The organism is Novosphingobium sp. TCA1 (genome assembly GCF_009811895.1).
In the GTDB taxonomy this organism is placed as follows: domain Bacteria; phylum Pseudomonadota; class Alphaproteobacteria; order Sphingomonadales; family Sphingomonadaceae; genus Novosphingobium; species Novosphingobium panipatense_A.
Genome location: NZ_BLJH01000023.1, coordinates 14,908 through 38,281, shown reverse-complemented (window position 1 = coordinate 38,281; position 23,374 = coordinate 14,908). Strand labels below are relative to the sequence as shown.

The 23,374-nt window shown below is 61.3% G+C and carries 27 protein-coding genes; 18 read left to right on the top strand and 9 right to left on the bottom strand.

The annotated features are described in order from the left end of the window. The first annotated feature begins 231 nt into the window (after positions 1 to 231). Together NTCA1_RS21410 and NTCA1_RS21405 are read left to right on the top strand one after the other, a co-directional pair. Entirely contained in the window at positions 232 to 807 is a 576-nt protein-coding gene (locus NTCA1_RS21410) for an isochorismatase family cysteine hydrolase (RefSeq protein WP_159831770.1), read from the top strand. Positions 808 to 940: 133 nt separating this feature from the next. Continuing rightward, positions 941 to 1,288 (top strand): DUF1488 family protein, encoded by a 348-nt coding sequence (locus NTCA1_RS21405; protein WP_159831769.1) that lies wholly within the window; start codon positions 941 to 943, stop codon positions 1,286 to 1,288. Positions 1,289 to 1,713: 425 nt separating this feature from the next. On the opposite strand, the gene NTCA1_RS21400 is transcribed toward NTCA1_RS21405, so the two are convergent. Beyond that, positions 1,714 to 1,965, bottom strand: a complete 252-nt coding sequence (locus tag NTCA1_RS21400; RefSeq protein ID WP_086494093.1) for a hypothetical protein — start codon at positions 1,963 to 1,965, stop codon at positions 1,714 to 1,716. A 166-nt stretch (positions 1,966 to 2,131) separates the two neighbouring features. Further along, positions 2,132 to 3,097 carry a YihY/virulence factor BrkB family protein gene (locus NTCA1_RS21395; protein ID WP_159831768.1) on the bottom strand — a complete coding sequence of 322 codons (966 nt, stop codon included), beginning with the start codon at positions 3,095 to 3,097 and terminating at the stop codon, positions 2,132 to 2,134. Positions 3,098 to 3,534: 437 nt separating this feature from the next. On the opposite strand from NTCA1_RS21395, the gene NTCA1_RS21390 reads away from it, so the two are divergent. The 7 genes from NTCA1_RS21390 (at position 3,535) to NTCA1_RS21360 (ending at position 11,428) form a co-directional block, all read left to right on the top strand. Next, positions 3,535 to 6,648 (top strand): DEAD/DEAH box helicase, encoded by a 3,114-nt coding sequence (locus NTCA1_RS21390; RefSeq protein WP_159831767.1) that lies wholly within the window; start codon positions 3,535 to 3,537, stop codon positions 6,646 to 6,648. A gap of 141 nt (positions 6,649 to 6,789) precedes the next feature. Then, a complete protein-coding gene (locus tag NTCA1_RS21385) occupies positions 6,790 to 7,365 on the top strand; it encodes an SRPBCC family protein (protein ID WP_086494096.1) in 576 nt (191 codons plus the stop codon). After that, on the top strand, positions 7,365 to 8,564 hold the full coding sequence (locus NTCA1_RS21380; protein ID WP_086494097.1) for a zinc-dependent alcohol dehydrogenase: 1,200 nt from the start codon (positions 7,365 to 7,367) through the stop codon (positions 8,562 to 8,564). Before NTCA1_RS21385 ends, NTCA1_RS21380 begins: the two co-directional genes overlap by 1 nt. 10 nt (positions 8,565 to 8,574) lie before the next feature. Then, positions 8,575 to 9,372, top strand: a complete 798-nt coding sequence (locus NTCA1_RS21375) for an SDR family oxidoreductase (RefSeq protein WP_159831766.1) — start codon at positions 8,575 to 8,577, stop codon at positions 9,370 to 9,372. Positions 9,373 to 9,496: 124 nt separating this feature from the next. After that, the gene (locus NTCA1_RS21370) at positions 9,497 to 9,703 is read left to right on the top strand and encodes a hypothetical protein (RefSeq protein WP_236549502.1); all 207 of its coding nucleotides are present in this window, start codon (positions 9,497 to 9,499) and stop codon (positions 9,701 to 9,703) included. 266 nt (positions 9,704 to 9,969) lie between these two features. Next, a complete protein-coding gene (locus tag NTCA1_RS21365) occupies positions 9,970 to 10,221 on the top strand; it encodes a hypothetical protein (protein ID WP_133085313.1) in 252 nt (83 codons plus the stop codon). 163 nt (positions 10,222 to 10,384) lie between these two features. Then, a complete protein-coding gene (locus NTCA1_RS21360; protein WP_159831765.1) occupies positions 10,385 to 11,428 on the top strand; it encodes an IS110 family transposase in 1,044 nt (347 codons plus the stop codon). Positions 11,429 to 12,041: 613 nt separating this feature from the next. Here NTCA1_RS21360 and NTCA1_RS21355 read toward each other — a convergent pair. The 4 genes from NTCA1_RS21355 to NTCA1_RS21340 are packed head-to-tail and all read right to left on the bottom strand — an operon-like array spanning position 12,042 to position 15,068. After that, positions 12,042 to 12,365 carry a hypothetical protein gene (locus NTCA1_RS21355; protein ID WP_159831764.1) on the bottom strand — a complete coding sequence of 108 codons (324 nt, stop codon included), beginning with the start codon at positions 12,363 to 12,365 and terminating at the stop codon, positions 12,042 to 12,044. A 14-nt stretch (positions 12,366 to 12,379) separates the two neighbouring features. Further along, entirely contained in the window at positions 12,380 to 14,425 is a 2,046-nt protein-coding gene (locus NTCA1_RS21350) for a protein-L-isoaspartate(D-aspartate) O-methyltransferase (RefSeq protein ID WP_159831763.1), read from the bottom strand. Further along, positions 14,383 to 14,772: a four-helix bundle copper-binding protein gene (locus NTCA1_RS21345; protein ID WP_086494103.1), complete on the bottom strand. Its 390-nt coding sequence runs from the start codon at positions 14,770 to 14,772 to the stop codon at positions 14,383 to 14,385. The genes NTCA1_RS21350 and NTCA1_RS21345 overlap by 43 nt, the downstream gene beginning before the upstream one ends. Further along, a complete protein-coding gene (locus NTCA1_RS21340; protein WP_086494104.1) occupies positions 14,772 to 15,068 on the bottom strand; it encodes a plasmid stabilization protein in 297 nt (98 codons plus the stop codon). The genes NTCA1_RS21345 and NTCA1_RS21340 overlap by 1 nt, the downstream gene beginning before the upstream one ends. 186 nt (positions 15,069 to 15,254) lie before the next feature. Here NTCA1_RS21340 and NTCA1_RS21335 point away from each other — a divergent pair, with 186 nt between their 5' ends. Together NTCA1_RS21335 and NTCA1_RS21330 are read left to right on the top strand one after the other, a co-directional pair. Then, positions 15,255 to 17,096: a YbhB/YbcL family Raf kinase inhibitor-like protein gene (locus NTCA1_RS21335; RefSeq protein WP_133085312.1), complete on the top strand. Its 1,842-nt coding sequence runs from the start codon at positions 15,255 to 15,257 to the stop codon at positions 17,094 to 17,096. A 52-nt stretch (positions 17,097 to 17,148) separates the two neighbouring features. Next, positions 17,149 to 17,580: an NUDIX hydrolase gene (locus tag NTCA1_RS21330; RefSeq protein ID WP_133085311.1), complete on the top strand. Its 432-nt coding sequence runs from the start codon at positions 17,149 to 17,151 to the stop codon at positions 17,578 to 17,580. A 42-nt stretch (positions 17,581 to 17,622) separates the two neighbouring features. Here NTCA1_RS21330 and NTCA1_RS21325 read toward each other — a convergent pair whose 3' ends face one another. Together NTCA1_RS21325 and NTCA1_RS21320 are read right to left on the bottom strand one after the other, a co-directional pair. Beyond that, complete coding sequence (locus NTCA1_RS21325; RefSeq protein ID WP_159831762.1) at positions 17,623 to 18,261, bottom strand: class I SAM-dependent methyltransferase; 639 nt, start codon at positions 18,259 to 18,261, stop codon at positions 17,623 to 17,625. Positions 18,262 to 18,305: 44 nt separating this feature from the next. Next, complete coding sequence (locus NTCA1_RS21320; protein WP_159831761.1) at positions 18,306 to 18,914, bottom strand: flavodoxin family protein; 609 nt, start codon at positions 18,912 to 18,914, stop codon at positions 18,306 to 18,308. A gap of 106 nt (positions 18,915 to 19,020) precedes the next feature. Here NTCA1_RS21320 and NTCA1_RS21315 point away from each other — a divergent pair, with 106 nt between their 5' ends. After that, positions 19,021 to 19,872: an SDR family oxidoreductase gene (locus tag NTCA1_RS21315; protein WP_086494107.1), complete on the top strand. Its 852-nt coding sequence runs from the start codon at positions 19,021 to 19,023 to the stop codon at positions 19,870 to 19,872. 110 nt (positions 19,873 to 19,982) lie between these two features. Next, positions 19,983 to 20,249, top strand: a complete 267-nt coding sequence (locus tag NTCA1_RS21310) for a DUF2171 domain-containing protein (protein ID WP_086494116.1) — start codon at positions 19,983 to 19,985, stop codon at positions 20,247 to 20,249. A 46-nt stretch (positions 20,250 to 20,295) separates the two neighbouring features. Here NTCA1_RS21310 and NTCA1_RS21305 read toward each other — a convergent pair whose 3' ends face one another. Further along, complete coding sequence (locus NTCA1_RS21305; protein ID WP_086494108.1) at positions 20,296 to 20,667, bottom strand: PRC-barrel domain-containing protein; 372 nt, start codon at positions 20,665 to 20,667, stop codon at positions 20,296 to 20,298. A 372-nt stretch (positions 20,668 to 21,039) separates the two neighbouring features. Between NTCA1_RS21305 and NTCA1_RS21300 the strand changes: the two genes are divergently transcribed. The 5 genes from NTCA1_RS21300 to NTCA1_RS21280 all read left to right on the top strand — a co-directional run bounded on the left by NTCA1_RS21300 (position 21,040) and on the right by NTCA1_RS21280 (position 23,308). After that, on the top strand, positions 21,040 to 21,342 hold the full coding sequence (locus NTCA1_RS21300) for a hypothetical protein (protein WP_159831760.1): 303 nt from the start codon (positions 21,040 to 21,042) through the stop codon (positions 21,340 to 21,342). Between the two features lie 69 nt (positions 21,343 to 21,411). Beyond that, positions 21,412 to 22,038, top strand: coding sequence for a sensor histidine kinase (locus NTCA1_RS21295; protein WP_159831759.1), 627 nt, complete (start codon positions 21,412 to 21,414; stop codon positions 22,036 to 22,038). Between the two features lie 184 nt (positions 22,039 to 22,222). Further along, on the top strand, positions 22,223 to 22,444 hold the full coding sequence (locus NTCA1_RS21290) for a hypothetical protein (protein WP_133085308.1): 222 nt from the start codon (positions 22,223 to 22,225) through the stop codon (positions 22,442 to 22,444). A gap of 232 nt (positions 22,445 to 22,676) precedes the next feature. Next, positions 22,677 to 22,922 carry an AbrB/MazE/SpoVT family DNA-binding domain-containing protein gene (locus tag NTCA1_RS21285; protein ID WP_086494111.1) on the top strand — a complete coding sequence of 82 codons (246 nt, stop codon included), beginning with the start codon at positions 22,677 to 22,679 and terminating at the stop codon, positions 22,920 to 22,922. Beyond that, a complete protein-coding gene (locus NTCA1_RS21280) occupies positions 22,919 to 23,308 on the top strand; it encodes a type II toxin-antitoxin system VapC family toxin (protein WP_133085307.1) in 390 nt (129 codons plus the stop codon). The genes NTCA1_RS21285 and NTCA1_RS21280 overlap by 4 nt, the downstream gene beginning before the upstream one ends. The last annotated feature ends 66 nt before the right edge of the window (positions 23,309 to 23,374 follow it).

The following is a 23,374-nucleotide window of genomic DNA, read 5'->3' as shown; positions in this document are numbered from 1 at the left end:
AGAGCGATAAGGAAATCGCCAAATGCCTTGGCTGCGTCATCAAGGTCTACGCGGAACGAAATCGCACCCCGTCCCGACCTCGTCGTGGTTGGCGAAGCGGAGCAAACCGAAGGTCTGCACCGCGTCAGCTGATCCCGTCGAGAAAACAGGGAGCTGGGCCCGGCCTGAAGACCCGGAGCATCTCCTCATTTGTAACATGACCTCTTCCATAACGTAGAACGGCCCATTCAAATGGAACTTACTTCGGCACCCGCCGCCCTGCTGATCATCGACATGATCAATCGTTTCGATTTTCCGGGGGCGAAAGTGTTGGAGCCGCGTGCAAAGATAATCGTCCCGTCTATCGAGGCCCTCATCCAGCAATTCGACGCATGTGATTATCCCATCGTCTATGTGAACGATAATTTTTCAGATTGGCATTCGGACCGTTCGGCTCTGATCGACCGCGCTTTGGAGCGAGAAAACCCGATTGCCGAAAAACTGCGTCCGAGAAAAAGGGATTATTTTATCCTCAAGCCGCAGTTTTCCGGATTTTATGCCACAAATCTTCCTGTGCTGCTGCCCCAACTGGGCGTTACCCGACTGGTGCTTACCGGGGTCGCGGCCGATATCTGTATTCTCTTCACCGCTGCGGATGCCCATATGCGGGACTACTCGTTGTGGGTTCCGTCCAATGCCATCGCCGGTGAAGACGATAGCCGGCAAAAATGGGCACTCGAAATCATGAAAGGCTCAATGGACGCCCGGACCGAGCCTACCACCAGCATGGCGTTGTCAGATTGGGTGCCGGTCGGTCCGGACAGTTAATCAGCGTCGGGCGTTCTCGGCCAGGGGCAGCCATCGCAAGCGATACGTCATCATGCCGACCCGCATCACGTTAATTCTGGAACCTTTGACATTTCTCCAATTTGATCTCCTGCGAGTATAAAGGATTACGGCCATGCCAAATCTGACTTTCACGACAGCCGTTCGGAAATGGTCGCAGGATCGTTACGCTGTCGAATTTCCAGGTCAGTGGGAGGCGACGCGCTACCGATTCTTCATCGCCGGCGAGGTGCTTGAGGAACTCGGAGATCTCGAGCCAGCGATCGATGCGGAAACTGCCTTACCTGTCTTCGATGACCAACTCGGCACGCTTCTCCCAGCAGCAGATTTCGTTTGGTCGCGGAGCGACAAGCTTCAGGACGAATACGTCATCACCTCGGAACTTTTACAAGAATTCAGGCGGGATAATCATTCGCCTGACGAGAAAGATTCCCCGGCGGAGGATGGCAAACAGGCGTTTTAGGATTTTGCCTGCACGAGTGGCCGACATGCGAGGCGGTCCCGTCCTCGTAGACCGTTTGTCGGCCGTGTGAAACAACACCAGCTTGCCGTTTGTACCACCGTTCCGGTCATCAGATCAAGGGCGGCATGCCCCACGATCATCTGACTGTCCGTCCTTACTTCCATAGCCCTCTGGCGGGACTTGTCCCTATGATCCATGCCAAGCATGGCGGCCAATTCCACCTGCGTGGAACCCCTTCGAAGAGGCTCCTTCTTGCCCTTCGCCTTGAAGGCTCGAGAGCACCGCGCTTTCGTCGTCTTCAATGGCGGCAGTTGCGCACACAGGGCTTCTGGTTGGAATACTGTCCAGAAAAAGCCGGCACTGCTTCATATGACGCCGGTGCGAGCCCTTGGGACATGGCCCGGCGCCATACAGGGTCGTAAGTGTCAGGCCTGCTTGCGTGTAGGTTCGGAGAACCCGGAAGACCGTGCGCCGTTCGGTTTCTTGACTTCAGGGCGATCATTGTACTTCTTGTAAGCAAAGGCCCCTGCCGCGGCGGCGATCACTCCAAGGGGACCGAGCCGCCGCAACACGACGGGCGCGGCAATCCCCAGCAGAGCACCGCTCGGGCCACTCATTCCCTTCACATGTTTGGCCGCCTTGTTACCTACGATCGCGCCAAAAATCTTACCAATCATGTCTTTTCTCCTTGTCCGGTATCAAGGGTGCAGGATGGGATTGGTTCCGGTGCCAACATACACGCAGGCTGACAGCCGGCATCGCAACAGTACCCGACGGGTCGTGCAATATTTTGCGTTATCATCGGCGAGCGCCACCAGGGTCATCCTGTCAGGATACCAGGTCTTACTCCATACTTGCGACAGTATCGGCTGCGTAAGCCCCCCGCTGCCCAAGCGGCACCTCGGTGCCTGTAGTCGTGTCTCGCGAAGTCTGGCGTTCGAGTTCGCAATTGATCTCGGCGCCAAGCAGCAGCACATAGGCTGAAAGGTACAACCAGGTAAGCAGTACCATTGCAGCTCCGAGCGAGCCGTAGGTGGCGTCGTAATTGCCGAAATTCGCGACGTAGAGCCCGAAACCAAAAGTCATGACCATCCATGATAACGAAGCGAAAATCGATCCAGGCGTGAGCCACCGCCATTTGGCGTGAGCACGGTCCGGCCCGTAGCGATAGATCGTGGCGGCAAGCGCTGCGCCGACAAGACCGATCAACGCGTACGATATGGTGGTGACGAGAACAGCGATAAACCCTTGTGTCGAAACCGCATTTTGGGTGAGCGTCGGCAACCCCGCAATACCAACCATGGCAATGATCGCCACAGTGACGCTGCCAGCCGCGATCTTGAATGCAAGGAAATTGAGGCGAAAGAATCCACGGCCTTCCTCCTCGTCGTACGCGATGTTGAGAGCGACAATGAGTGCCGATGCTCCCTTCATTACGCCGTAGAGCGCAATTGCGAGCGCGACGAAGAGTCCGATACCCTTCTTGCCGTCCGAAGTATGGACGACGTTGGAGAGCTGTTCTCCGATGAGCCGGGCTGCGTCCTCCGGCATCATCGCAGTCAGCGATGCCACGTTGGAAGCTACAGTTTCGGGCGTGGCAACCAGGCCATAGGTCATCACGATAGCGCCCAGTGCAGGCACCAGGGCCAGAACCGCGCAGAAAGCTACGCCGGAAGCGATGAGCCCCAAGTTGTCCTGGCTTGCCTCACGCCAGGCGCGGACCAGAACCTGCTTCCAACCCGGCGCCGGGATTGCCGTCGGCTTCGTCGCCTGCAATCCGCGTCGGTCATCTGTTTTTTGCTCAGCCAACGATCCCTCCTGTTGCCTTTGCTAACAAGCGAAGATTGAGCAGAGTTTCAGCATGCACGAGGAATATCCGCTTTCCCGATCCGGTTTCCAATCCGGCGGCAACGAACCGTCTTGCGCCAATCCGGGCAGACTGTTCGGCCAAGCTACCATCGATCCGCTGCCACGCTTTCTTCACGGGCTCGTCTAACCTCCGAGACGATGCACGGTGGCGTAGCAATGCGGGCATCAACATAGATCAATCAAATATAGCCGGCAGGCTGCCTCTCCTTTCGCTTCTCCGTGCGTTGTGACGTGACGATGGAGGCCCGCAACGCGCTGGCGGCTTGCTCGAACGGAGAGGAACCGGTTCTGACCGACATGACCAAGCGGGGCGAACCCGGTGAATGGGCAAGGCTTCTGTCCACGAACCATTGGCGCGTCAGCGGTCCAGGTGCCGCATGAACCTGGCCTTCACAGCGGTCCGCATCGCGCAGACCCTTGCCGAGCAGTCTATCGCATTCCTCGCGGACGACGAGCAGCAGGCCGAAGCTTTGGCCGACGCCGTCAGAGCGCTGTCTCCTCTGGCGAAGGTCGTGCACGTGCCCTCCAGCGATGCCCTTCCGGGAGAAACGGCTCCCGCGAGCCCCGCGAACGCGGGACGTCGCGCATCCGCGCTGCGGATGCTTCGGCTGGCCCAGGGCACCCACGTCGCCTGCATCCTGAGCGGGGAAGCTGCCGCACGGTGCTACCCCACCCCTGACGCGTTCGACAGCGCGCCGCCCAGCCTGCACCCCGGCGACGAGGCCGACACCCAGACTTTCGCGATACAACTGGAAGAGCTGGGATATTTTGCCGACGACCGGGTCGACGAGCCGGGCGAAATGGCGGTACGCGGCGAAGTGATAGACATTTTTCCCGCCGATGCCAGCGGCCCGGCACGCATCGAACTGTCAGCGGGCAGGATCGCTGCGGTCCGATCGTACTATCCCGTGACCCAGCTTACCAGCGCTGATCTGGAGAGCCTGGAAATAGGCCGCGCCGCCGAACCGCCTATTGGCGAACCGACATCCATCCTTGCCCACCTTACGCCGGGGATACTCGTATTCTCCGACAAGGCCGACCATCGCCGCAAGCGCTTTATCCAGCTTGCCCGCGACGCTGCCGGTGACAGACGCCTGGATGCGATAGAGGATGGCCCCTGGAAGACGGCGTGCAAAGCCTGGGCACCGCCGCCTTTCGATATGGACTTCACGGCAGTCCCGCGCTTTGCCGACGAGCGCTCGCCGCTTGCCGCCATGGCTCGCTTCGCAAACCCGCTTCTGGCATCCGGACGCAAGTTCGTACTGGCCGGCAGCGCGCGAGACCTGCGCTTCCTGCGGGGCAGGATCGCCCGATGCCTGGCGATGGAAATCGTGGAGCTCAGGGGCTGGTCTGACATGGATGAGTTGTCCGCCGGCTGCGGGGGCAGCATCATGGCTCCGGTCGACGCCGGATACGTCGACGAGCGCATAGTGTTCATCGCGGCGGCCGACCTCATGGGCAGTCGCGCACTGATCGGCGATGGCGGCCCGGCCGGCACGAACCCCTGGCACATCGGCATCGACGTACGCAGCGGTGACGTGGTGATCCACGAAGACCACGGCGTCGCACGTATCCAGGGACTGGAATCTTCGCCGGCCGACGGCGATGGAGGCGCCCCGCCTTCGGTCGAACGGATCGTGCTCGAGTATGCGGGCGGTGCCCGGCGTCTGATTTCCGTTGACGAGGCCGACCGGATCTGGCGCTACGGTGCCGACGGCGACGCCGTGACTTTCGACAAGCTTGATGGTTCGTCCTGGCAAAAGCGCCGTGCGACTGTAAACGCCGCGATCGAGGAGAGCGCAAAGGCTTTGACGAAGCTGGCGCGCGAGCGCGAGACACTGAAGGCGCCGGTCATGGAACCCGATCCCGCTGCTTACGAACGGCTCGCTGGCGGGTTCCCCTTCAACGAGACGGCCGACCAGGCCCGGGCGATCGCCGCCGTCAGGGACGATCTGTCGAGCGGGCGGCCGATGGACCGGCTGATCATCGGCGACGTGGGCTACGGCAAGACGGAGGTCGCTCTGCGGGCCGCCGCGCTGGCGGCGCTGGCAGGGTTCCAGGTCGTGGTTGCGGCACCGACAACCGTTCTCGTGCGGCAACATCTCGAGACGTTCCGCCGTCGCTTCGAGGGGACGAAGATCGAGATCGTCGGCCTCTCACGGCTCAGTACCAGTGTGGAAAGGAAGGCCGCAAAGGCCGGGCTTGCCGACGGGTCGATTGATATAGTCGTGGGTACCGGAGCGGTAATGGCGAAAGGCGTGAAGTACGCACGGCTGGGGCTGGTGATAATCGACGAAGAACAACGCTTCGGTGCCGCCGACAAGGCCCGTCTGCGCGGATTGGGGACGGTCCATATCCTGAGCCTCAGCGCGACGCCGATCCCGCGCACCTTGCAGGCGGCGCTCGTGGGCCTTCAGCAGATGTCGGTCATTGCCACGCCTCCGGCCCGGCGACAGCCAATCCGCACCAGCATCGGCGAGTACGACGATGTACTTATCCGCACCGCCCTCACCCGCGAAAAAGCCCGGGGAGGCCAGAGCTTCGTGGTCGTGCCGCGTATCGAGGACATGGCGAAGGTCGCTGAAAAGATACGACGAGCAGCCCCAGATCTGACCCTGGTCCAGGCGCACGGGAAGATGTCGCCCGGCGAAATCGACGAGGTAATGGTCGGGTTCGGCAATGGCCGGGGGCATATCCTGCTGGCGACTAACATCATCGAAGCCGGCCTCGACGTGCCGCGCGCAAACACTATGATCGTCTGGCGCGCGGATCGCTTCGGGCTGGCGCAATTGCACCAGCTGCGCGGCCGTGTCGGGCGCGGAAATCGGCGCGGGCAAGTCATCCTGCTGATTGAAAGCGAGAACGCGATCGGGGCGCGCACGCTCAAGCGATTGCGCACGCTCGCCACCTTCGACCGGCTGGGCGCCGGTTTCGCGATCAGCGGCCAAGACCTGGACATGCGGGGTGCGGGCGATCTCGTGGGCGAGGACCAGGCCGGGCACATTAAGCTGATCGGCGTCGATCTTTACCAGCACCTGCTGCGCATCGCGCTGAAGGCCGCCCGCGGCGAGAATGCCGAGCGATGGAGCCCCGACCTCAATCTGGGTGCGACCGGCGCCCTTCCCGAGAACTGGATACCGGAGGCGGACTTGCGACTGTCCCTCTATGTCCGACTGGCGCGCATCGAGACCGACGATGCGCTCGATTCCTTCGAGGCCGAACTCCTGGATCGCTTCGGATCGCTCCCTGCCGAAGCGGAACGGCTGCTGGCCCATGCCCGCATCCGTCTTGCCGCGCAGGCGTTGCTGATCGCGCGCATCGATGCAGGCCCGGCGGCGATAGCCCTCACGCTGCGCCCCGAATGCACGATCGAGGTCGGGGCGGCGGGATTTGTCGAAAAGAAGGGGCGCTGGATCCTGTCGCAGCCCCTTGCCTCCGACGACGAACGCGTCGCGCGGATCGCGAGCCTTCTCGATATGCTCGCAACCTGACCGACCGTTGCGCCAAGGCGTTTCCCTGACGAGATTATCTAGGCGAATTCCAGGGTCTTTATGCGCGCTCTCGTCGTTTGGGTTATGAAAGCCGTCCTATTCAATGGACCGGCTGCATATCCAAGCAGATGGAGAGTAGGAATGGCACGCCGGAATGACGACGCCCCGCCCACGACATCCAAATCCCAGGAAACGCGCGATAGCGCAGTCCAGGCGCTTCCGGAAACGCGAGGCGACACATTGTTCGGGCGGACCGTGACGATCAACCGGTCCCGCGCCGAACTCTACGAATACTGGCGCGACTTCGCGCGGCTTCCCACTTTCATGGAAAACGTCGTGCGGGTAGACGTGCCTTCGCGTGAACTGTCTCATTGGGTCGTGAAAGCCCCCGGCGGTAAGACCGTCGAATGGGATGCCCGCATTACCGAAGAGAAGGACGGTGAACTCATCGCCTGGGCCTCGTCCGGGGATGCCGATGTCCCCAACGGCGGCCGCATCGAATTTCAAGATGCGGGGACTCGCGGCACGATCGTCACCGCGACGATCGTCTATGATCCACCAGCCGGGGTCTTGGGCAAGCTCATCGCTAAAATGTTTCAGCGCGAACCCGCCATCCAGGCACGGCGCGACTTACGGCGCTTCAAACAATTGATGGAAACCGGCGAAGTCGCCACCTCGTCGCGCACCCGCGCACAGCTCGAAGAGGAGAAGGCCTGATGCGTGCACTCACATGGCATGGCAAGCATGACGTGCGCGTCGACACGGTCGACGATCCCGAGATACTCAATCCGCGTGATGCGATCATCAAGATCACTTCGACCGCGATCTGCGGCTCCGATCTGCACCTTTACGACGGCTTCATTCCCACGATGAAGGCCGGCGACATCCTTGGCCACGAGTTCATGGGCGAAGTCGTGGAGACGGGCCCCGGATCCACCCTGGTCAAGGGCCAGCGCGTCGTCGTTCCCTTCACCATCGCCTGCGGCAGTTGCTACCACTGCGGCAAACACCAGTATTCCGCCTGCGACAACGGCAACCCGGCCGACAATCAGGACATCGGCATGGAGCTTTACGGGCAGCCGATGTCAGGTCTGTTCGGCTACAGCCACCTGACCGGCGGCTATGCGGGGGGCCAGGCCGAATACGTGCGCGTACCGTTTTCAGACGTCGGTCCGATCGTCGTGCCCGAAGGGCTGGACGACGACGATGTGCTGTTCCTTTCCGACATCCTGCCCACTGGCTGGCAGGCCGCCGAAAACGCCGACATCGAGCCCGGCGACACCGTCGCTGTGTGGGGTTGTGGTCCGGTCGGACTGTTCGCGGTTCAGTCGGCGTTTCTGATGGGCGCGGCGCGGGTGATCGCCATCGACCATTTCCCGCGCCGCCTGGAACTGGCGCGAAAATTCGGCGCGCAGACCATCAACTTCGAGGAGTCGAAAACGTACGAAGCGCTGATGGAAATGACAGGCGGCATCGGTCCAGACGCGGTGATCGACGCGGTGGGGCTGGAGGCGCATGGCTTCTTCGTCGATAACGTGATCGACCAGGTCAAGGCTTCGCTTTTTCTGGGCACTGACCGCATCCACTCGATCCGCCAGGCCATCGTCGCCTGCCGCAAAGGCGGCCGCGTCTCGATGCCGGCGGTCTACGGCGGCATCGTCGACAAGTTCCCTCTCGGCGCCTTCATGGAAAAGGGCCTGACTTTGAAGACCGGGCAAACCAGCGTCCAGCACTACATGCCGGCCCTGCTCAACGCGATCGTCGAGGGTAAGATCGACACGACCTTTCTCATTTCGCACCGCATGAGCCTGGAGGATGCCCCCAAGGGCTACAAGATGTTCCACGACAACCAGAACGAAGTCACCAAGGTCGTGCTCAAACCCGGCTTCACCGAAACCGCCGTCGCGGCCGAATAAGACAAGCAGCATGGCAGACAAATTCGCAATCATCACCGGTGCCTCCACAGGCATCGGCTTCGAACTGGCGAGCATTGCCGCAGAGAACGGCTATGACCTGCTGGTCGCTGCCGACGAAGGGCTGATCGGAGCGGCCGCCCGGGACTTTCGCCTGCACGGGGTTTCCGTAGCCGCAGTGCAAGCCGACCTATCCACCCTGGAAGGCGTCGATGCCCTGCTTTCCGCCGCCGAGGGTCGCCGCATCGATCTTCTGTGCGCCAATGCTGGCCGGGGCCTGGGGCACGGCTTCCTGGACCAGAATGTCGCCGACTGGCGCCTTGTGGTAGATACCAACATTACTGGCACTCTCTATCTGCTTCAGCAAGTGCTCAAGGGAATGGTGATGCGCGGCGATGGCAAGGTGTTGATCACGGGATCCATCGCCGGCTTCATCCCGGGTAGGTTCCAGGCAGTCTACAACGGCACGAAAGCGTTCGTGGACAGCTTCGCCGACGCGCTGCGCAACGAGATCAAGGAGGTGAAAGGCGTGACGATCACCACTTTGATGCCCGGCCCAGTCGAAACCGAGTTCTTCGATCGCGCCGACATGCTCGACACGAGTGTGGGCGCGTCAGAGAGCAAGAGCGATCCGGCCGACGTCGCCCGCGACGGATGGAACGCGATGATGAACGGCGATGCGCATATCGTCTCAGGATGGAAGAACAAGATCCAGGCGGCTGTGGCGCACGTGACGCCGGCAGCAATTCTCGCAGAACAGCACCGCAAGATGGCGGAGCCCGGCTCGGCCCAAGATGGCGCAACGCGATGATACGATGCCGATTCCGAACTTTGGAAATCTGAGGATAGCGACATGAGTACCACGATTGAACGCACATTTTCCAGTCGACGCGAAGCGGAACTGGCTGTCGAACGATTGGTCCAGGAACACGGTTTTGAACGAACTGACATTTTTTTATCGTCGGCAGGCGAAAAAAAACAGCGCGGGCGATACGCCCAGCGGCGGCGATACCGCGACATATCTGGAGACGGAGCGATCTGATGCACCACTGTCCGATCCAATTTCGGTCTCGGTGGACATCAACCACGACTCGCGTATCGTCATCGTGAACCGTGTGTTTGACGAGATTGTCGCTGGCTAGCTGGCTTGGACCAATGCGCGGCCCCGCGTTGATGGCAGTTTAACCCGGCAAGATGTCGAGTTACCGTAAGGTACCGATATCCGGCCAGCCACACTTTGCGGTGAGGTTGCAAGATCCAAAGCGACAGGGTCATCCATACCGAGCGCTATTGTCGGCATTCGACTGCCTCGAAGCCGGCGGACCGGAAGTATGTCGGGCGATCGATACATTTTGCGGATAAAGGCATAAGCCTCTGCTTTCGCCGTCACCCGCGATAGGCGCGCGTCATGATGAACATTCCTTGGGACCAGCCCGCAACGTTGATCGATCTGGATGGCAAGACGCCGGTTATCGGATCGATGCTCGAATGCGTAGTGCACTTCTCACTCTTTAAGCCGTTCGCAAAGGAGCAGGCCCGCATCCTGCTGACGCGGCCCGTGCTTCGCGAAGGCCGCAAAACCCGGACCTGGATTCTCAATCCAGATGAGATCCAGAAACTTGTCGAGCGGCTCAATGCGGAAAGGAATGCAGCTCGGTAAGCCCCCCGCACTTAAGCAGCATCGCTCGCGTTGATCGTGGCGGCAAGTGCAAGGATCGTGCGCGCGTGGCCGGAAGCGGATAGGGTGGATGGCTCCCGCTCACGGCATCTAGGTGCCAAGATGGGTTGCTGTCAGGCAAACCCGAGCAGAGGAACCACCCACCATGGAGATTACCACGATCGGCCTGGATTTGGCCAAGAACGTTTTTCAGGTTCACGGCGTCAACGCGACCGGTGAGGTCGTGATACGCAAAGCGCTGCGGCGATCGCAGATGCTGCCGTTCTTCCGGAAGTTACCGCCATGCCTGGTCGGGATCGAGGCGTGCGGCACATCTCATCATTGGGCGCGAGAATTAGTCGGTCTTGGTCACGAGGTGCGCCTCATGCCACCTGCCTACGTCAAACCCTATGTGAAACGCGGCAAGAATGATGCCGTCGATGCCGAAGCGATCTGCGAGGCAGTCACGCGTCCAACGATGAGGTTTGTCGCTGTAAAATCGCGTGAGCAGCAGTCCGCTCTGTCCCTGCATAGAGCTCGTAGCTTACTGGTGGGGCAACGGACGCAGTTGGTGAACATGATGCGCAGCATGCTTGCTGAGTTCGGTATCGCTATTCCAGAAGGCCTCGAGAAGGCGCTTTCGATGGCGCGCCAGATTATTGGCGGAGAAATCGATACAGGCCTTCCTACAGAGGCGACAACGATCGTCGGTATGCTGTCTGGGCAAGCCATAGATACCCATGCCCGGCTTCGGGAAATTGACAAGGCGCTTGGCGCCTTGCAACGTAGCGATGACATAGCACGACGCTTATCCACCATACCCGGCATAGGGCCTGTTGGTGCAACGGCTTTTGCTGCATCGGTGACCGATCCTCATCAGTTCCGGTCAGGACGTCAGTTTGCTGCCTGGCTAGGTCTGACGCCATTGCAAAGATCGAGTGGTGGGAAAGAACGCCTGGGACGGATCACCAAAATGGGTGACAAATATCTGCGCCAGTTGCTTGTCATCGGCGCAACCGCGTTAGTCCGCTATGCCAAATGCAAACCCGATACTGCCGATCCACGGCTTCTCGCGCTGCTGGCGAGAAAGCCGGTTAGGGTTGCAACCGTGGCCATGGCGAACAAGATGGCCCGCGTCATCTGGGCTCTTATGACACGCGGGGAGACCTATCAGGCACGCCACGTACCTATGCTGGCGGGCCAACATTAAGGAATAAGCTGAGGAGACCAGCTTCACGATGTTGTAAGCGCGATGCGATGTGATGGCGATACCGGTCAGACCGGGAACTAGGACAACCCTCCGACTGTCAGAGGCGTTATAGCCTGAGAAGCCGATTGGGACCTAGTTTGCGGACCCCATCAGGGCCAGCAGTCCCTACCGACTGCATAAACAGGCCGGACAGACGACTGCAACCGACCGACTGCCAATACATCAATTTGTACTTGCAACGCGGGAGCCATCCACAGACGACGGTCGGGTTTAGAATCGGGTTTCGAGGATAGCTGCCGCTCACGCAGCGCCGGCTGCCGACCAGTTCAACACATTCAGTGTCGTCGAGGTGAGCGTCAGCTTTCTACTCGAAATTCGCCATTTGGTTCCCGCAAACCGGCCGATCGCCTATGCGGTTAAACACTAGCGGCTCGCCGCTACTTCAGCCCTTAGAGTTGATGTCGTGGTAGTCGGCACTGCCGCTTGGTCTTCCTTTTTTCTAGATCGACTTTTTCTACCTCAATTTTCTTTGATGAGCGCGATCTAGTCAGCAACGTTACAGGCGGCCGGGAAATCATAGAGCCTCACGAAGATCACACCTCGTGATCGGCGCTCAGCTTTCCAAGGCCTTGACCTTGCGGTCGGCCCAGGCCTTGCCGGCATCGCCGCCCCAGAGAAGCCAAGTGATGAACCCCGCCGACGGATCGCTGTCCGAATTCCACTTGTGCGTCTTTGTGTCTTTGTCGACCGCGTGGCGCGCGAAGAAGCTATGCATCGATTTCACATCGGCCACCGACAGTTCACGGCGATCGGCGAGCTGGTGAGCGCGTTCGACCCCGACCTGCGTGCCGCCGCGATCGAACCTCTCGCGAAGCCGCAGCCCTCGCCGGGCTGCAGAAGGCATCCTGAGCGAGGGCTTGAAGCTTTCCTGCGACATCTCTTTTTCTCTCCTCAAACGCCGAACGGATAGGTTTCGGGCATGCCGCGATGGTGCTCAGGACCGAGCGGCGTCACCGCATGGGTCTCGTCGAACCAGACAAAAGCGTCAAACTGTGCGGGCAGGATGGCCTGGCTGTAATGGCTCCAGAGCTCGGTCTCTGGCCGATAGATCACCCCGATGGAACGTTCGAGTAGCGGCTCGCACAGCCGCCGTCGCAAGGCTGGATGCGCTGTCTCGCCGAGGTCTAGCATGAAGCGCGCGGCGCCGCTGTCGTGGAATTGGCGCTCGTAGCTGTCGGAGCGCGAGGGATTGACCCTTTTGACCTCCATATCGCCGTCCCAATCGGTCGCGGCCGCAACGGTGCCCGTGTGCGTGCCGAAACCGACCAACGCGACGGCGTCGCCCCAGCGCTCGCGCGCCAGCTGCCCGATATTCAGTTCACCGCGGGTCATACCCATGTCAGTGTGACGAGCATCGCCGATGTGACTGTTGTGAGCCCAGACAATCGCCTTGGCTGTGTCGCTCTTGCCCTCAAGCAAGTGCGCGAGTGTCTCGAACATGTGCGTATCGCGCAGGTTCCAGCTTTCCGCGCCGCCGTAATACATGATGCGGTAATAGCGCTCGGCCGCGGCGATCAGCCGTGCATTCTGCGCTGCGTCCAGAAAATCATCGCCATCGTCCGCATCATAGTCGAGCCGCCGGCTCAGGAGATCACGGCACTGATCGATCACCGCTTGCTCGCAGGCTGCGTAGCCGCGAGAAAGAGCGGCTCGGCCGTAGGTCACCGGATCGCGTTGCCACGGTGAGAGGCAGCCGTAGCGCTCGCGGGCGACGCTGGCAGCCTCCGGATCGACGTCGTCGAGATAGTCGAGCACTGCGCCGATCGATCCCGACATGTTGTAGATGTCGAGGCCGTAGAAGCCGGCCCGCTCGCCCATGGGCCGCTCCCCGTTTTGCGCACGAAGCCATTCGATCATCGCCTGAATGTCGGTATTGCGCCACATCCAGGTCGGGAAGCGCTGGAACGGCGGTTCGGTGTCGGTTCGATCGGCACGGTGACGGACGTATCGATCCACTATAGCCGCGTCTGGCCAGTCGGCCTCGACCGCGACAATGGTGAAGCCGTGCTGATCGACCAGATGGCGCGTGATCGCAGCGCGCGCGCGGTAAAACTCGCTGGTGCCGTGGCTCGCTTCGCCGAGCATCACCACACGCCGGTCGGCGAAGCGGTCGAACACCCGCCCGAAGGCCGGATCGTCGAAATCCGGCAATGGTTCGGCGGCTTTCGCGATCATCTCGGGCAGGCTCCGGCTGCGCGAAGCGCCGGGTACATGGCTGCTCGCCGCCCGGCTGCCATCTTCGCGCCAGCCCTCAGCCCCGATCAGCGGCACGAACATGACCGCGCCGAGGTTCTCCTCGTCGAAACGGTCAGTGGTCACCCGCGTCACCTTGCAGAGCTTCTGTTCGCCAGGATCGCCGACCGGCACGACGAGCACGCCGCCGACCTTGAGCTGATCCTTCAGCGCCTGCGGCACCTGGGGCCCGCCCGCCGCGACCACGATGGCGTCATACGGCGCGTCGTCAGGTGCGCCGCGCGTGCCGTCGCCGACACGCACGTCGACATTGTCATAGCCGAGCGTGGCCATCCGCGCCGCCGCGAGCTTGGCGAGGCTCGGGTGACGCTCGATTGCGATCACCTGACGGGCGATGCAACCGATCACTGCCGCTGCGTAGCCCGAGCCGGCACCAACCTCTAGCACATGATCGCCTGGCTGGAGCTCTGCGGCCTCGATCATGGCGGCAACAATATAGGGTTGCGAGATGGTTTGCTCCGCCTCGATCGGCAGTGCGGAATCCTCGTATGCGAACTCCTCGAGGCCTTCGCGCACGAACCGCTCGCGCGGAACCGTGCGCATGGCAGCCAACACAAGCGGGTTGCGGATCCCGCGCCCGGCGAGATGCGTGTCGACCATATGGTCGCGCTGCGCCCTGAATTCAGCCACGGCCGCCGCCGTCATTTGACCGTCGGCAGCGCAGCCCGGCAATCGGCGGCGCATTCGCGGCACATCTCCGCACAGAGCTGGCAATGGCCATGATCGTGCCGAGCGCATTCCTCGGAGCAGACGTCGCAGACCTTGGCACAGGTCTCGAGCATAAGCCGTAGGACCTCGATATTCTGGGCCGTACGCCTGACTGCGAGCCGTCCGGCCGCAGTGCAGACATCCGCACAGTCGAGGCACGAGCGGATGCACTGGCGCATGTCCATATCTTCGGCGACGCAGGCATCGGCGCAACTTGTGCACATCTCCGCACAGAACATTGCATGGCGTGCGGCAGTGGCGAGCAATTCGTTCAGCTCACCGCCGACATCGGGGTGAAGCGCGATCATCTTGTGGATAGACATCAGCCGTTCCCCTTCTTGCGCCGCGTTTCCCAGCCTTTCTTGGCGGCCGCCGACCGCTTCTCCGCGCTCTGGCTGGAGCCGCCCTTGCGGCCACCTTTACTCGAGCTTTCGTGATTCTCCGCCTTGCCGCGGCCCGAACCCGACTTCTTGCCGCCGCCGGATTCCTTGTTGACCGTAGCCCAGGCGCGGCGCTCGGCTTCTTCCTTGCCGACCCCGCGATCCTCATAGCCTTCCTCGATATGTTCGGCCTTACGCTTCTGTTTGTCGGTATAGCTCGACTTGTCGCCGCGGGGCATGATCCGTCTCCTCGCCGATTCCCCCCGCAGTTCCACAACGTCTCGCTGGACAATTAGTCCCCGAGTCTGTGGCGGGTCGCCGCAAAGCCTCGACAAGCCGAAAAAACACTCGTGCTCAGAAACTACGCCGGTGCCCGCCCGTTACGCAATTGGCGGTAGCTTGAACACCTGAACAGGGACCGAAACATGCGGCAACTTGCCCTTCTCCTAGGCTTCCTCTCGTCGTCGGCGATGGCGCAGCAGGCGGGCACCGTGGGTGGGCGCATGGTCGAGCCCGAGGGCCAGGCCCTCCCTGAACCCAAGGCCGCTAATGTCCGCGTGCCCGGCGTGATCCTCGAGCCCCGCGCCGTGAAGCCCGATGCCGCGAGTCTGGCGCGGCTCGAGGTGCCGCAGGGGTTCAACGTCGGGATGTTCGCACAAGGGCTGGGCAATGCCCGGCTGCTGGCGGTAGCCGATGACGGCACCGTCTACCTCACCCGCCGCGCTGAAGGCGACGTCGTCATGCTGCGCGACACCGATGGCGACGGCCGCGCTGAGATGCAGCGAACCGTGGCGCGCCGGCCCGGAATGCATGGAATCGCGATCAGCGGACGAACCGTCTATCTGGTTGCGCAGAAGGACGTGCTGAAGGCGCCGATCCTTGGCGATGGCAGTTTCGGCCCGCTCGAACTGCTGGCGGGCGACTTGCCGGATGCCGGCCAGCACAGCGCGCGCTCGATCGCGATGGGGCCGGACGGAATGCTTTATCTCGGCGTCGGCTCGACCTGCAATGCCTGCACCGAGACAAGTCCCGAAAGCGCCAGCGTCTTGCGCATGAGTTCGGACGGCAAGAGCCGCACCATCTATGCCTCGGGCCTCCGGCATACGATCGGGTTCGACTGGCAGCCGCGCAGCGGCGCGCTCTACGGCATGGACCACGGCATCGACTGGCTCGGCGACGAACAGCAGCCCGAGGAACTCAACCGTATCGAGATGGGCAAGTCATATGGATGGCCGTATATTTACGGCATGGGCGGCGAGAATCCGCAGGATGATCCGCCCAACGATCTTACCATGGCCGATCTCAATCAGGCTGCCACTGGGCCGGTGCTCGGCTACACAGCGCACGCCGCGCCGATGCAGCTCGCCTTCTATCGCGGTGCCATGTTCCCCCGGGCCTTTCAGGGCGACGCGTTCGTGACCTTCCGCGGCTCGTGGAACCGCGCGCTGCCCTCGGGCTACGAGGTCGCCCGGGTACGGTTCGACATGAGCGGCAATCCGACCAAGTTCGAGCCGTTCGTGCGCGGTTTCTTCCAGACCGGCAGCAACGGGCCGAGCCAGTCGGGTCGGCCGGTCGGCCTTGCCGTCGCCAGGGACGGCGCACTGCTGTTTACCGACGACATCAATGGGGTGATCTACCGGGTGAGCTACGCCGGCAGCGATCACGCCGGAACCATGCTGGCGCCGCCCCCGCGCCGCACGCCCGAGATGGAGATGCGGCCGAAGGGGACGGCGCTCGCGATTGCCCGCGATGAGACCAGGACCAGGACCACCGCCACGCTCGCAGTGACCAGTTCGAGCATTATGGCCAATCGTTCGATCGCGCTCAGGCAGAGTGCCTATGGCGAGGATCAGTCGCCCGCGCTGACTTGGTCAGGTCTTCCCGCCGGCGCCACTCATCTGGCAATTCTGATGGAGGATCCCGATGCGCAGGCAGGCAATCCTTTCGTTCATTGGGTTGCCTGGAACGTGCCCGCAAATCTTGGCGGCCTGCCCGAAGGCCTGCCCAAGGATCTGCAACTCGCCGATCCGAAGGGGATGCGCCAAGGGCGGACCACGCGCGGTTCGACCGGCTATTACGGCCCGCGCCCACCGATCGGAGATCCGCCCCATCATTATCATTTCCAGATCTTTGCGCTCAGCGCTCCGCTCGACCTGCAGATCGGCGCGACGCGCGAGCAGCTGCTCGCCGCCATGGCCGGCAAGGTCGTTGCGCGCGGTGAGCTGGTCGGCACCTATGCGCAGGCCTCGCCGCCAGTGAAGCGCTGATGACGGCCCCCGCAGCGCCCTGCCGCGCATTCGCTCCTGCCGTGCCCGGCTGATGCCCAGCAGGCTCTCCGCCGCCATTCCGTTTCGCCGGACCGCCACATGCGACCTCGAGCTTCTGCTCGTCACGTCGCGCAGAAAGCGTCGCTGGGTCATTCCCAAGGGGAATGTGCGGGGCAAGCTGCCCCATGCCTCGGCGGCGCGCGAGGCGTTCGAGGAGGCGGGTGTCCTTGGGGTCATCAGCAGCCAACAAGCGGGCTTCTATCACCAGACCAAATTAGACGGGGCGGGATCGAAGCGGGAGATCGTGGTCGCTGCCTATCCGCTCTTCGTCAACACGCTTCTGCACTCCTGGCCGGAGATGGCGCTTCGCAACCGCAGATGGCTGAGCGCAGCGGATGCGGTCGCTCTTGTTGAGGATGCCGGGCTACGCGCGTTGCTGGCAAGATTCGCTCGCGACTATGAGACCCACGACCCGCCACTCTGACGGCCGATCTCAACGAACGGATGTTTTCGCCCGCGCTAGCCGTCACATGCAATCGCCAGGCTTTCTCCCCGATCCGGCTGCTTCCAGATCTGTACCACGCAAATCACTGACGTCGCGGCGGGGCTGGGTTGCCCAGTAAAGGTGGCATGGCGGTATATTCCACCATTCATAGCCATAACGGACCGATGCGAAACGCCGGTCGATCAGCGGCCGGATCGCTATGCGCATCTGGTAGGCTGCAAAGATGCCGTCGGGCGCCAGCGCCGCTACGGTTTCATCCATGATGCCTTGCGCGTCACTGTGATCGAGTGTCGAGAAGGGCAAACCGCTCAGTATGCAATCCGCGCGGCCCAAGTGATGTGCGGCAAGATGGCGCCCAACGGCGCCGGCGGTTCCCTCAATGACGATCAAGCGAGGATCGTCGCAGGCGGCACGCAGCTTTTCGACGAATGCGCCGCTGGTTTCGATCGCGAGGAGTCGCGCGTCATGGCGCATGTGCCTCAGCATCTCGAAAGTGAAGCGTCCGCTGCCAGGACCGTACTCGACGGCGACCCGAATATCGGCCCAGGTGAGCGGTGCCAGGACGTGCCGTACCATCCTCGCTGTCGCCGGAAAGGCCGAGCCGACCATCGAGGGATGACGAAGGAACTCCGTGGCGGCAACCAGGCCCGTGTCCTTCATCCTTGCCGCCCTCCTACTCCTTATCTCGTCACCGATTTGGCCGCTCAGCCGGGATAGGGTTGGGACTTCAGCAGCCCGGCGGGATGCGCGGCATTGCCCGCCACCATCTTTGCAGTTTCCGTCACCTTGTCCGGCGTCGTTGCCAAATCCTTGAAATCCGTAGACCCCATAGCCTCTCCGACCCAGTAGCATGCCGCGACCGCCGGAATGGTCCAGCCTACATCGTTCAGCGCCTGGAAAAGCTGGGCGGATGAGAAATGCGCGCCGTCCTCGTTGCCGACGATCGCCGCCACCGCAACCTTGCCATAGCTCGGCATGCGCCCCTTCTCGTCGGTTTCCGAGAGAAAGGCGTCCATGCGCTCGAGGACGCGCTTGGCGACGCTGGAGATCTGCCCCATCCAGATCGGGCCGCCGAAGATGAGGATGTCGTGCGCGAGTATTTTCTCGCGCAGCGCAGGCCAGGCATCGCCGTCCCCTTCGTCGGATGTCACTCCGGCTTTGATATCGAGCGTTGCCACCCGCACTGTCTCGGTAATCGTGACCTGACGGTCGGAAAATGCGTGCTTCAGCACCGCGATCATCGCATCGGTTGAGCTTGCCTCGTTCGCGTCACTCTTGAGCGTACAGTTGAGAGCCAGGGCCTTGAGTGGCATCGATCATCTCCTTTGGTGTCGGCTGCCGCAGGCGTGCGATCACCCGTTCACAGACAGGAGAACTCATCGGCGGGAAAAGGGTTCTGTCTTCAAAGGAGATGCCGCCATGACCGAAACCGCCCAGATGATTCACGAAGATGCGCTTCCCGGGCATGAGAGCAAACTTGAGCCAAAGCCCGAGTGGCAGCCCCGTTACAAGGGTTCGGAGCGTCTAAAGGGCAAGGTTGCGATCATCACGGGCGCCGACAGCGGCATCGGACGCGCTGTAGCAGCGCTTTATGCCCGTGAAGGCGCTGACATCGCCATCGTCTATCTGCTCGAAGATGACGATGCCGCCGAAACGAAGCGGATCGTCGAGGCGGAAGGCCGCAAGGCGATCACCATCCGCGGCGATATCGGCGAGAAGGATTTCAGCGATGAGATCGTGCGCAAGACGCTCGATGCATTCGGCAGGATCGACATTCTCGTGAACAATGCCGGCGAGCAGCACCCCGATGACGACATCACAGACATAACCGAGGAACAGCTGCGTCGAACCTTCCAGACGAATATCTTCGGTATGTTCTTCCTGACGCAGGCCGCGCGCCCACACCTCAAGCCGGGCGCGGCGATCGTCAATTGCACGAGCGTCACCATGTACCAGGGCAGCAAGGATCTGCTCGACTATAGCTCGACCAAGGGTGCGATCACGGCCTTTACGCGGTCATTGTCGGAAAATCTGGTCGGCGATGGCGTTCGCGTGAATGCGGTCGCGCCCGGACCGATCTGGACCCCGCTCAATCCATGTGGCGGCGCGAAGGCTGAGAAGCTGGAGCATTTTGGCGAGAGCACGCCCATGGGTCGGCCGGGCCAGCCCAACGAAGTCGCGCCCGCCTTCCTGTTCCTCGCCTGCGAGGATTCCAGCTACATGTCCGGGCAGGTACTCCATCCAAATGGCGGAATCATTGTGAACGGCTAGATCGCTTCGTCCAAGGCGCGCTGGACATAGCGACCCGATACCCGGAGCCGCCAAGTCGAGCTCGGCCCAGCATACGAATACTGATTTTTCACGCGATGGAAGGAACTGAGATGACAGACCTGAGCCAAATCAAGGAGCATATGGAAATCATCGGCGCAGATGGCGTCCATATCGGCACTGTCGACAAGGTCGAGGGTGATCGGATCAAGATGACGAAAGCGGACAGCGGTTCGCACGCCGATCACCATCACTATTTCTCCGGAGGACTGGTGGCTGCCATCGAAGGCAATCAGGTCCGCCTGTCGGCCGTCGGCTCAGCAGCCGTTCTGCTGGAGGAAGAGGAAGGCGGCGAGGCGCTTAGCGACAAATCGTCATAAGCGCAAAGAATAGCCGGCCCCTTTGGGGCCGGCCACTTCAGTCTGATCAGAAGGGGTAGTTTAGCCCGTAATAGCCATATACCTCTCGCCCATAGGCACGGTCGTAGGCTGGCTCGCTGTCGTTTGCGTAACGGGGGGCCTTTTCCAGAACGCTCTTGTCGAGATTGACGACATAGCCGCCCTGATCGGTATCATAGGTCAGTACGTCCCAGGGTAGCGGGTAATAATCGCTCCCCAGCCCGAACAGGCCGCCGAACTGAAGCACGGCATATTCCACCTTGCCCGTGCGCTTTTCGACCATGAAATTGTAGATGGAGCCGAGCTTTTCGCGCTGGGCGTTGTAGACGGTGGTGCCCTCGACCTTGTTCGAGGCGATGAGGCGATTGGTTTCGTCCGTAGCGATATCGGTCTGAGCCATGACATCTCTCCTTACATGTGGTGGGTGTTCAGGGCGAACGCGATAGAGAGGCCCACGATCCCCAGTTTATGGTCTGATCGTCAGGGCGACCTTCAAACTCGCTCAACCGCCCTCTTTGGCGCAAGAGTTGGGCGAAATTTGCTCTGCCCGTCTGTGCATTCGGCCTGGTCCCGATAAACTTAGACGGGTGCCGCCATGTGTGCTACCACCCTGATTATCGGATAACGATGACCCAGCGAGCATTTGTCCGGCAGAGAGCTTCGTGCTCCCGCTTGCGCGACTGGGGAAACGACGTTGCGACAGACCACAAATATAGCCCTTGTTCCTGAGATAACCGCACTGCCTTGTCTTGCGCCGTCCATGCGCGAGCGCGTGGACGCCTTCGACTGGAGCACCACCCCGCTGGGCGCACGTGATAACTGGCCATCCGAACTTGAAGCCGTCGTCCGCCAGATCCTCGACTCGCGCTTTCCCAAGGCGATAGTCTGGGGCCCGAGCTTCACCACGATCTATAATGACGCCTTTGTGCCCATCCTTGGCGACAAACATGTCGCGCTCGGCCGGTCATTCGCGGATATCTGGTCTGAAATCTGGGGCGAAATCGGGCCGATCGCTGCACGCGCCTATGCCGGGGAAGCTACCTACATCGAGGACTTCCCGCTGATCATCGATTGAACCGGCAAGGACGAGCAGACTTGGTTCACCTTTTGCTACAGCCCTCTGCGCCTTGCCGATGGCACCATCATGGGCATGATGGATACCGTTATCGAGACCACCGATACGGTTAAAGCACAGGCGACCCTTAGCCTGGTAAACGAGGAACTGGGCCACCGCCTCAAGAATACGCTGGCTTTGGTGCAGGCCATTGCCTCCCAAACGCTGCGCGGGGCTGCCGAACCATCGGCGATCAAGAGTTTCAGCCACCGCCTCGCGGCTCTGGGGCATGCGCATGACATCCTGCTCCAGCAGGACTGGGCGTCGGCATCGCTGCGCGAGGTCATTAGTCATTCTCTTGAGCCGCATGATCCAGGTGGCCAGATCATGCGCGACGGCGCCGATCTCGCCATCAGCTCCCGCGCTGCGGTGGCGCTGTCTCTCATACTGCATGAGCTTGCCACCAATGCCGCCAAATATGGTGCCTTGCCGGTTGCTGACGGATGCGTTCGATTGTCATGGACGATCGATGGCGACCATCTCGATCTAAAGTGGCATGAATCTGACGGCCCCCCGGTGAAGGCGCCGACAGCCAAGGGTTTTGGATCGCGACTAATTGCGATGGGCCTTGGCCGTTCAAGCGAAGTCGAACTACGCTATCAGACTGACGGCTTCGAACTCGATATGCGTACGCCGATCGCCGAACTCGCAAGCTGAACCTTAACCGTTGACGACCGTAGTCCTGTTGGGATGCAGCACCTTTCCTTTCCTGACATGTGCTTGAATCGAGCTGACCGGGGCGACCCATCGGCGTTTTCTCGCCGAAATGCTCGAGTTCCTCCCGCTCGCACGCATCGAGCGGTGTCAAGATTTATCCTGGCGCAATCGAGGACGAACTTGGATGTTCGCTTCTGAGCGCTGGGAAATCGCTGTTGAATGGCGGAAAGGGGCGCACTGCCGTCCGGCCCCTCAAAAGATTGGCGGATGGTCCGTACCGGCAGGAACGGTCATTTTGGTGCATGCCGCGAAACGGCTTGAGGTAGTGGATATTGGACGATCGGCTCGCTGTGTCGAGTTTCAATTATCGGTGCTGAAGATAATCCGTCCGGTATTTACGGTGTGAGAATTTTCGCCAGTCCATCTTCCGGACATTAAGGAAATCCGAAAACACCCCATTCACCCGACCCAAATGCTTTTTTACGAGAATAATACTTATCGTAAAAACCGCGATTTTGCCGCGTTGGCCAGCTTGTGTCACATGCTACATTTTGTGCCATATGCTTGCCGCTATGGCATGTCGCAAAGCAATGTGCTAACGGTGCCTATACGAGATCACTATTCACCACGAGGTTGCCATGACACTTCAGGTCAATATCACCGCAAACGGGCGCATGAGCCTACCGGCAGACGTGCGCAAGCGGCTTGGGCTCATAAGCGGTGGCGCGGTCTTCCTCGAAGAAACGGACGACGGCGTGGTTCTGCGCACGGCGGCTCAAGCTGTGGCGCGCGCACAGGCGTTAGCCAAACAATACACCGGCGGCCAACCCGATGCCGGGGTCGAGGGCTTCTTGGCGCAGCGCCGTGAGGACAGCGGCGAATGACCGAGTTCGTCCTCGATGCCTCGGCCCTGATCGCCATGCTGAAACAGGAAAACGGTGCGGCCAAGGTTTCCAAGTCGATTGCCTCGGCCCGCATGTCGGCGGTCAACTACGCCGAAGTAGTCAGCCATTTTGCCTATCTCGGCATGCCTGCGGCCGCGATCGACGCGATGCTCGATCCCCTGCCGATCGAGATCGTTCCGGCCGACCAAGCGATCTCCAGGATTGCCGGCCGATTGCGCGCGGTGACCGCCAGCGCCGGCCTGTCGCTCGGGGATCGCTACTGCCTGGCCCTTGCCCAGCGCGATGGGCTGCCCGCCTGGACCAGTGACACCCATTGGAATCTGGTCGCGCAAGAGGCCGGGGTCAAAGTCGTCCAGATCCGCTGAAAGAAAGCTTTGCCGTGGCCAAATGGGGCCGACCGCACTCAGTGGTCGCATGCCGTGAGCCATGCA

Bases quoted from the DNA above. Each gene is read 5' to 3' on its own strand.
- NTCA1_RS21410 (WP_159831770.1), top strand. From the start codon at position 232: ATGGAACTTACTTCGGCACCCGCCGCCCTGCTGATCATCGACATGATC.
- NTCA1_RS21405 (WP_159831769.1), top strand. From the start codon at position 941: ATGCCAAATCTGACTTTCACGACAGCCGTTCGGAAATGGTCGCAGGAT.
- NTCA1_RS21400 (WP_086494093.1), bottom strand. From the start codon at position 1,965: ATGATTGGTAAGATTTTTGGCGCGATCGTAGGTAACAAGGCGGCCAAA.
- NTCA1_RS21390 (WP_159831767.1), top strand. From the start codon at position 3,535: ATGAACCTGGCCTTCACAGCGGTCCGCATCGCGCAGACCCTTGCCGAG.
- NTCA1_RS21385 (WP_086494096.1), top strand. From the start codon at position 6,790: ATGGCACGCCGGAATGACGACGCCCCGCCCACGACATCCAAATCCCAG.
- NTCA1_RS21380 (WP_086494097.1), top strand. From the start codon at position 7,365: ATGCGTGCACTCACATGGCATGGCAAGCATGACGTGCGCGTCGACACG.
- NTCA1_RS21375 (WP_159831766.1), top strand. From the start codon at position 8,575: ATGGCAGACAAATTCGCAATCATCACCGGTGCCTCCACAGGCATCGGC.
- NTCA1_RS21365 (WP_133085313.1), top strand. From the start codon at position 9,970: ATGATGAACATTCCTTGGGACCAGCCCGCAACGTTGATCGATCTGGAT.
- NTCA1_RS21360 (WP_159831765.1), top strand. From the start codon at position 10,385: ATGGAGATTACCACGATCGGCCTGGATTTGGCCAAGAACGTTTTTCAG.
- NTCA1_RS21355 (WP_159831764.1), bottom strand. From the start codon at position 12,365: ATGTCGCAGGAAAGCTTCAAGCCCTCGCTCAGGATGCCTTCTGCAGCC.
- NTCA1_RS21350 (WP_159831763.1), bottom strand. From the start codon at position 14,425: ATGCGCCGCCGATTGCCGGGCTGCGCTGCCGACGGTCAAATGACGGCG.
- NTCA1_RS21345 (WP_086494103.1), bottom strand. From the start codon at position 14,772: ATGTCTATCCACAAGATGATCGCGCTTCACCCCGATGTCGGCGGTGAG.
- NTCA1_RS21340 (WP_086494104.1), bottom strand. From the start codon at position 15,068: ATGCCCCGCGGCGACAAGTCGAGCTATACCGACAAACAGAAGCGTAAG.
- NTCA1_RS21335 (WP_133085312.1), top strand. From the start codon at position 15,255: ATGCGGCAACTTGCCCTTCTCCTAGGCTTCCTCTCGTCGTCGGCGATG.
- NTCA1_RS21330 (WP_133085311.1), top strand. From the start codon at position 17,149: ATGCCCAGCAGGCTCTCCGCCGCCATTCCGTTTCGCCGGACCGCCACA.
- NTCA1_RS21325 (WP_159831762.1), bottom strand. From the start codon at position 18,261: ATGAAGGACACGGGCCTGGTTGCCGCCACGGAGTTCCTTCGTCATCCC.
- NTCA1_RS21320 (WP_159831761.1), bottom strand. From the start codon at position 18,914: ATGCCACTCAAGGCCCTGGCTCTCAACTGTACGCTCAAGAGTGACGCG.
- NTCA1_RS21315 (WP_086494107.1), top strand. From the start codon at position 19,021: ATGACCGAAACCGCCCAGATGATTCACGAAGATGCGCTTCCCGGGCAT.
- NTCA1_RS21310 (WP_086494116.1), top strand. From the start codon at position 19,983: ATGACAGACCTGAGCCAAATCAAGGAGCATATGGAAATCATCGGCGCA.
- NTCA1_RS21305 (WP_086494108.1), bottom strand. From the start codon at position 20,667: ATGGCTCAGACCGATATCGCTACGGACGAAACCAATCGCCTCATCGCC.
- NTCA1_RS21295 (WP_159831759.1), top strand. From the start codon at position 21,412: ATGGGCATGATGGATACCGTTATCGAGACCACCGATACGGTTAAAGCA.
- NTCA1_RS21290 (WP_133085308.1), top strand. From the start codon at position 22,223: ATGTTCGCTTCTGAGCGCTGGGAAATCGCTGTTGAATGGCGGAAAGGG.
- NTCA1_RS21285 (WP_086494111.1), top strand. From the start codon at position 22,677: ATGACACTTCAGGTCAATATCACCGCAAACGGGCGCATGAGCCTACCG.
- NTCA1_RS21280 (WP_133085307.1), top strand. From the start codon at position 22,919: ATGACCGAGTTCGTCCTCGATGCCTCGGCCCTGATCGCCATGCTGAAA.